Source organism: Streptomyces sp. H51 (genome assembly GCF_035656535.1).
Taxonomy (GTDB): Bacteria; Actinomycetota; Actinomycetes; order Streptomycetales; family Streptomycetaceae; genus Streptomyces.
Genome location: NZ_JAYMHD010000016.1, coordinates 1 through 701, shown reverse-complemented (window position 1 = coordinate 701; position 701 = coordinate 1). Strand labels below are relative to the sequence as shown.

The window sequence follows — 701 nt, the reverse complement described above, 5'->3', positions numbered from 1 at the left end:
GGTTCTGCTTGCGGATCTCGATCATGCGGCGGGTCCAGTGCAGCAGCGAGGACGGCGACGCCATCGACGCCTCCACGTTGGTGACCTGGTACCCGTAGACCGGGTCCATGATGGTCGGCAGGTACAGCCGGCCGGGGTCACTGGAGGAAAAACCTGCGTTGCGGTCGGGGGTCCACTGCATGGGGGTGCGGACGGCGTCGCGGTCGCCGAGCCAGATGTTGTCGCCCATGCCGATCTCGTCGCCGTAGTAGAGGATCGGGCTGCCGGGCAGGGACAGCAGCAGGGCGGTGAAGAGTTCGATCTGGTTGCGGTCGTTGTCGAGCAGCGGGGCGAGGCGGCGGCGGATGCCGATGTTGGCGCGCATGCGGGGGTCCTTGGCGTACTCGGCCCACATGTAGTCGCGTTCCTCGTCGGTGACCATCTCCAGGGTCAGCTCGTCGTGGTTGCGCAGGAAGATGCCCCACTGGCAGCCGGAGGGGATGGCGGGGGTCTTGGCGAGGATCTCGGAGACGGGGTAGCGGGACTCGCGGCGGACGGCCATGAAGATGCGGGGCATGACGGGGAAGTGGAAGGCCATGTGGCATTCGTCGCCGCCGGCGGCGTAGTCGCCGAAGTAGTCGACGACGTCCTCCGGCCACTGGTTCGCCTCCGCCAGCAGCACCGTGTCCGGGTACTGGGCGTCGATCTCCTTGCGCACCCGC

1 pseudogene is annotated in these 701 nt (G+C 67.8%); it reads right to left on the bottom strand.

The window, feature by feature from the left end:
- A pseudogene (locus VKA29_RS04665) lies at nt 1-701 on the bottom strand (alpha-amylase family glycosyl hydrolase); the annotation flags it as partial.